The sequence below is a fragment of the Bradyrhizobium sp. SHOUNA76 genome (assembly GCF_023006445.1).
Classification (GTDB): Bacteria; Pseudomonadota; Alphaproteobacteria; order Rhizobiales; family Xanthobacteraceae; genus Bradyrhizobium.
This window is the reverse complement of the sequence record NZ_JALBHA010000475.1, coordinates 1-4,908: the sequence shown is the minus strand read 5'-3', so window position 1 is coordinate 4,908 and position 4,908 is coordinate 1. Positions and strand designations below refer to the sequence as shown.

Below are 4,908 nucleotides of genomic sequence, written 5' to 3'. Positions count from 1 at the left end.
GTCACGCGTCCCGACGCGCAAGGCGCGATCGGCACGCTGCGCGACCTGCCCGAACTCGTGCGGCGGACCCAAGGCGGCCCCGCCATACTCATCATCGGCGAGGTGGTCCGGCATGCCGGCTCGCTTCGCCGCCAATCTCCAAAGCAAATCATCTCTGACCTCCTGGATGCAGCCGAATGACCTCCCCGCTTGAACAGAAGAAGATCAAGATCGCCGGCCCCTCGATCGTGACCGCCAACCGGACCTGGGACGGCATCGTGGTGTATCGCACCGCCGCCAAGAGCTGGTCTGCGGACCTCTCCGAAGCTGCGATCGTGCGCAACTCCGACGAGGCCAAGGCGTTGCTTGCGGAGTCCGTCGCCGATGACGTCGGCGCGATCGGACCCTATATCGCCCCGGTGCAGGTCGGCGCGGACGGCAAGATCGAACCCGGCAATCTGCGCGAACAGATCCGCCGCACCGGTGTGACCATCGGACAGTCGGCCCAGGCTTAAGGCGCTTTCTTATGTACGCTTACGACGAAATCGACCGCACGCTCGTCAACGAGCGCGTCTCGGAGTTCCGCGACCAGGTGAAGCGGCGCCTCTCCGGCGAGCTCACCGAGGATGAGTTCAAGATCCTGCGCCTGCAGAACGGCGTCTACCTGCAGCTGCACGCCTACATGTTCCGCGTCGCGATCCCGTATGGGACGCTGGCAACGAACCAGTTGCGGGCGCTCGCCCATGTCGCGCGCAAATATGACCGTGGCTACGGCCACTTCACCACGCGGCAGAACATCCAGTTCAACTGGATCAAGCTCGCCGAGCTGCCGGATGCGCTGGAGGATCTCGCCAAGGTCGGCATCCATGCGATGCAGACTTCCGGCAACAACATGCGCAATGTCACCTCGGACCAGTGGGCCGGCGTCGCGCCAGGCGAGATCGAGGATCCGCGCATCTGGTCGGAGCTGATCCGCCAGCACACAACGCTGCATCCGGAATTCTCGTTCCTGCCGCGCAAGTTCAAGATCGCGATCACCGCGTCGGACCACGACCGGGCCGCGATCAAGATCCACGACATCGGCTTGAGGCTGATCAAGAACGAGAAGGGCGAGACCGGATTCGAGGTGCTGGTCGGCGGCGGTCTCGGCCGCACGCCGTTCATCGCCAAGACCATCAAGCACTTCGTGCACGGTCGCGACATCCTCAGCTACATCGAGGCGATCCTGCGCGTCTACAATCAGTACGGCCGGCGCGACAACATCTACAAGGCACGCATCAAGATCCTGGTGCACGAGCTCGGCATCGAGAAGTTCTCCCGCGAGGTCGAGGAGGAGTGGCAGCACATCCGCAACTCCTCGCTCCAGATCGACGACGAGGTGATCGAGGATATCCGCTCGCGCTTCACCTATCCTTCTTACGAGAAGCTGCCGCACATGCCGGACGAGCTGCGTCAGGCTGCGGCCGATCCCGACTTCGAAGCGTGGCGCAAGAACTCGGTGGCCCCGCACAAGGTGCAGGGCTACTCCATCGTCACGATCTCGTTGAAGCCGATCGGTGCGCCTCCGGGCGATGCCACCGCCGAGCAGATGGATGCGCTCGCCGATCTCGCCGACAAATATTCCTTCGGTGAGGTCCGCGTCGGCCACGAGCAGAACCTGGCGCTGCCGCATGTCGCCAAGCGGGACCTGCCGGCGCTGTGGAAGGCGCTCGACAAGCTCGGGCTCGCGACCCCGAACGTCAATCTGATCACCGACATCATCGCCTGCCCCGGGCTCGATTATTGCTCGCTGGCGAATGCGCGCTCGATTCCGATCGCGCAGGAATTGACGCGGCGCTTCGCCAATCACGAGCTCGCGAACCTGATAGGCCGCCTCCACATCAACATCTCCGGCTGCATCAATGCCTGCGGCCATCACCATGTCGGCCATATCGGCATTCTCGGCGTCGAGAAGAACGGCGAGGAGGTCTATCAGATCACCATCGGCGGCCGTGCCGACGAGAACGCCGCGCTGGGCACCTTGATCGGACCCGGTGTCAAATTCGACGAAGTCGCCGATGTCATCGAGGACGTCGTGGAAGCCTATCTGGCGCTGCGCGAGCGGCCCGAAGAGCTGTTCATGGACACGGTGAAGCGTCTCGGCGTCGAACCCTTCAAGGAGCGCGTCTATGCCACTCGTTAACGGCGGAAAGATCGCCGACGACAGCTTCGCCAAGCTGACCGTCGACACGCCGCTGCCCGAGGGCGGCGACATCCTGGTGCCGGCCGAACGCTTCCTCGGCGAAGCGGAAGGCTTGCTTAAACGCGCCGGCAAGGTCGGCGTGATCTGGCCGAACAGCCGCGATATCGCCGAGCTCGTGCCTTATCTCGGCAAGATCGCCGTCGTCGCGCTGGTGTTCCCGACCTTCCGCGACGGCCGCGCCTACAGCCAGGCGCGGCTGCTGCGCGAGCGCTACAATTACCGCGGCGAATTGCGTGCCACCGGCCAGATCCTGCGCGACCAGTTCGTGTTCATGCTGCGCGCCGGCTTCGATTCCTTCGAGGTCAAGAAGCAGGCCGACGCGGAAGCCTTCATGCAGACCGCCAAGCGCTATTCGGTGTTCTACCAGCCGACCGGCGACGGCCGTATCACGGCTTTGCACCGGCGCATGCAGCTCCGCCACTCCGAAGGTGTGGGCACATGAACGCGATCGCGCCGCAGGTTTCGCCCGTCTCTGCGTTGCCTTCGGCGGACGAGCTCGATCGCGCCCTGCGCGATGCTTCGCCCGCTGAGATCATCGCTGCGGCGCTGAAGACGGTTGGACGTGAAAGGCTTGCGCTGGTGTCGTCCTTCGGCACGGAATCGGCGACGCTGCTGAAGGTCATGGCCGACGTCGACCCGGCGATCCCGGTGATCTTCCTCGACACCGGCTGGCTGTTCGAGGAGACGCTCGCTTATCGCGATACCTTGATCGCGACGCTGGGCCTGAAGGACGTTCGCTCGATCAAGCCCGCAGAGGAAGCGCTGACGCGCGAAGATCCCGACCGCGACCTCTGGTTCTCCGATCCCGATGCCTGCTGCCGCATCCGCAAGGTGGAACCGCTGGCGCGTGCGCTGAAGCCGTTCGCGGCCTGGATCAACGGCCGGAAGCGCTTCCAGGGCAATGCGCGGGCCGACATTCCGGTCGTCGAAGACGATGGCGCGCGGTTGAAGTTCAACCCCTTCGCCAACGTCTCGCGTGAGGAACTCGAGGCGATCTTCGTCCGCGCCAAATTGCCGCGTCATCCACTGGCCGCCTCCGGTTTTCTGTCGGTTGGGTGTATGCCTTGCACCAGCAGAACGGCCGATGGCGAGGACGCACGCGCCGGTCGCTGGCGCGGCCGGGCCAAGACAGAATGCGGCATCCACACGATGAAGACTTCGTAGCACAGTCGCGTTGCCACGAAGCGAACAAGAAAATCCGGTTCCGTTGACTTAAGCGCGTTTCGCCCCGAGTTATGCCTGCACGCCTTCGCTGACACCGACGTCAGCGAAGTGAATGGAGATGGACATGATGCGCCGTATCGTTCCGCTCGCTGCAGGCCTCGTCTTGACGGGTTTCTTGGCAAGCTCGGCTCTCGCTGCTGATATCAACCTGTTGAACGTGTCGTACGATCCGACGCGCGAGCTCTATGGCGAATTCAACAAGGCGTTTGCGAATGCCTATCAGAAGGAGACCGGCAAGAGCGTCGAGATCAAGCAGTCGCATGGCGGCAGCGGCTCGCAAGCGCGCGCGGTGATCGACGGCTTGCAGGCCGATGTGGTGACCCTTGCGCTCGCCTATGACATCGATGCCATCGCGGCCAAGGGCCTCACCACAGCCGATTGGCAGAAGCGGCTACCGCAGAATTCATCACCCTACACCTCGACGATCGTCTTCCTCGTCCGCAAGGGCAATCCCAAGGCCATCAAGGACTGGGACGATCTGATCAAGCCGGGCGTCGCCGTGATCACGCCGAACCCGAAGACGTCGGGCGGGGCGCGCTGGAATTATCTGGCGGCCTGGGGTTTTGCGCAGAAGAAGTACGGCTCGGCCGAAAAGGCCAAGGAGTTCATCGGAAAGCTCTATCAGCAGGTGCCGGTGCTCGATACCGGCGCGCGCGGCGCCACCGTCACCTTCGTCGAGCGTGGCGTCGGCGACGTGCTGCTCGCCTGGGAGAACGAGGCGTTCCTGGCGCTGAAGGAGTTCGGCGCGAACAAGTTCGAGATCGTGGCGCCGCCGCAGTCGATCCTCGCCGAGCCGCCGGTCACCATCGTCGACAAGGTTGCCGATAAAAAAGGCACCCGCAACGCCGCCGATGCCTATCTCCAGTACTGGTACACCAAGGAAGGGCAGGAAATTGCCGCACGTAATTTCTACCGCCCGCGCGATCCCGAGATCGCCAAGAAAAACGAAAACGCCTTCGCCAAGGTCGAACTATTTACGATCGACGACGTTTTCGGTGGTTGGACCAAGGCGCAGAAGGAACATTTCGCCGACGGCGGCATCTTTGACCAGATCTACAAGAACTGATCTGGCGCTGTCTTAAGGGCTTTTAGCAGGGGGCCTGGTGAGCGTATTCGCAGCAAGACGCCGGACATTGCCGGGCTTCGGTCTCACGATGGGACTGACGCTGTCCTGGCTGTCCATCATTATCCTGATTCCGCTCGCCGGGCTGTTCCTGAAATCGCTCGAGCTCAGCCCCGAGCAGTTCTGGAATATCCTCACCAGCCGCCGCACCCTGAATGCGCTGCGCGTCTCCTTCGGCCTTGCGTTCGCGGCGGCCTGCGTCAATCTCGTGATGGGCAGCATCATCGTCTGGGCGCTCGTGCGGTATCGCTTTCCAGGCCGGCGGCTGTTCGATGCCATCGTCGATGTGCCCTTCGCGCTGCCGACGGCGGTCGCCGGCGTGGCGTTGACCGCGCTGTTC

At 63.3% G+C, this 4,908-nt stretch carries 5 protein-coding genes and 2 pseudogenes; all 7 read left to right on the top strand.

From position 1 onward, the window contains the following. Positions 1–180, top strand: a pseudogene (locus tag MOV74_RS31175) (uroporphyrinogen-III C-methyltransferase); the annotation flags it as partial. After that, positions 177–494: a DUF2849 domain-containing protein gene (locus MOV74_RS31170; protein ID WP_135166566.1), complete on the top strand. Its 318-nt coding sequence runs from the start codon at positions 177–179 to the stop codon at positions 492–494. The pseudogene MOV74_RS31175 and the gene MOV74_RS31170, both read left to right, overlap by 4 nt. A gap of 11 nt (positions 495–505) precedes the next feature. Next, positions 506–2,161: a nitrite/sulfite reductase gene (locus MOV74_RS31165; protein WP_246930741.1), complete on the top strand. Its 1,656-nt coding sequence runs from the start codon at positions 506–508 to the stop codon at positions 2,159–2,161. Continuing rightward, on the top strand, positions 2,148–2,663 hold the full coding sequence (locus MOV74_RS31160) for a DUF934 domain-containing protein (RefSeq protein WP_246930739.1): 516 nt from the start codon (positions 2,148–2,150) through the stop codon (positions 2,661–2,663). The genes MOV74_RS31165 and MOV74_RS31160 overlap by 14 nt, the downstream gene beginning before the upstream one ends. Beyond that, positions 2,660–3,385: a phosphoadenylyl-sulfate reductase gene (locus MOV74_RS31155; RefSeq protein ID WP_246930737.1), complete on the top strand. Its 726-nt coding sequence runs from the start codon at positions 2,660–2,662 to the stop codon at positions 3,383–3,385. The genes MOV74_RS31160 and MOV74_RS31155 overlap by 4 nt, the downstream gene beginning before the upstream one ends. A gap of 124 nt (positions 3,386–3,509) precedes the next feature. Further along, positions 3,510–4,511 carry a sulfate ABC transporter substrate-binding protein gene (locus MOV74_RS31150; protein ID WP_246930735.1) on the top strand — a complete coding sequence of 334 codons (1,002 nt, stop codon included), beginning with the start codon at positions 3,510–3,512 and terminating at the stop codon, positions 4,509–4,511. 88 nt (positions 4,512–4,599) lie between these two features. Then, positions 4,600–4,908: pseudogene (locus MOV74_RS31145) on the top strand (molybdate ABC transporter permease subunit); the annotation flags it as partial.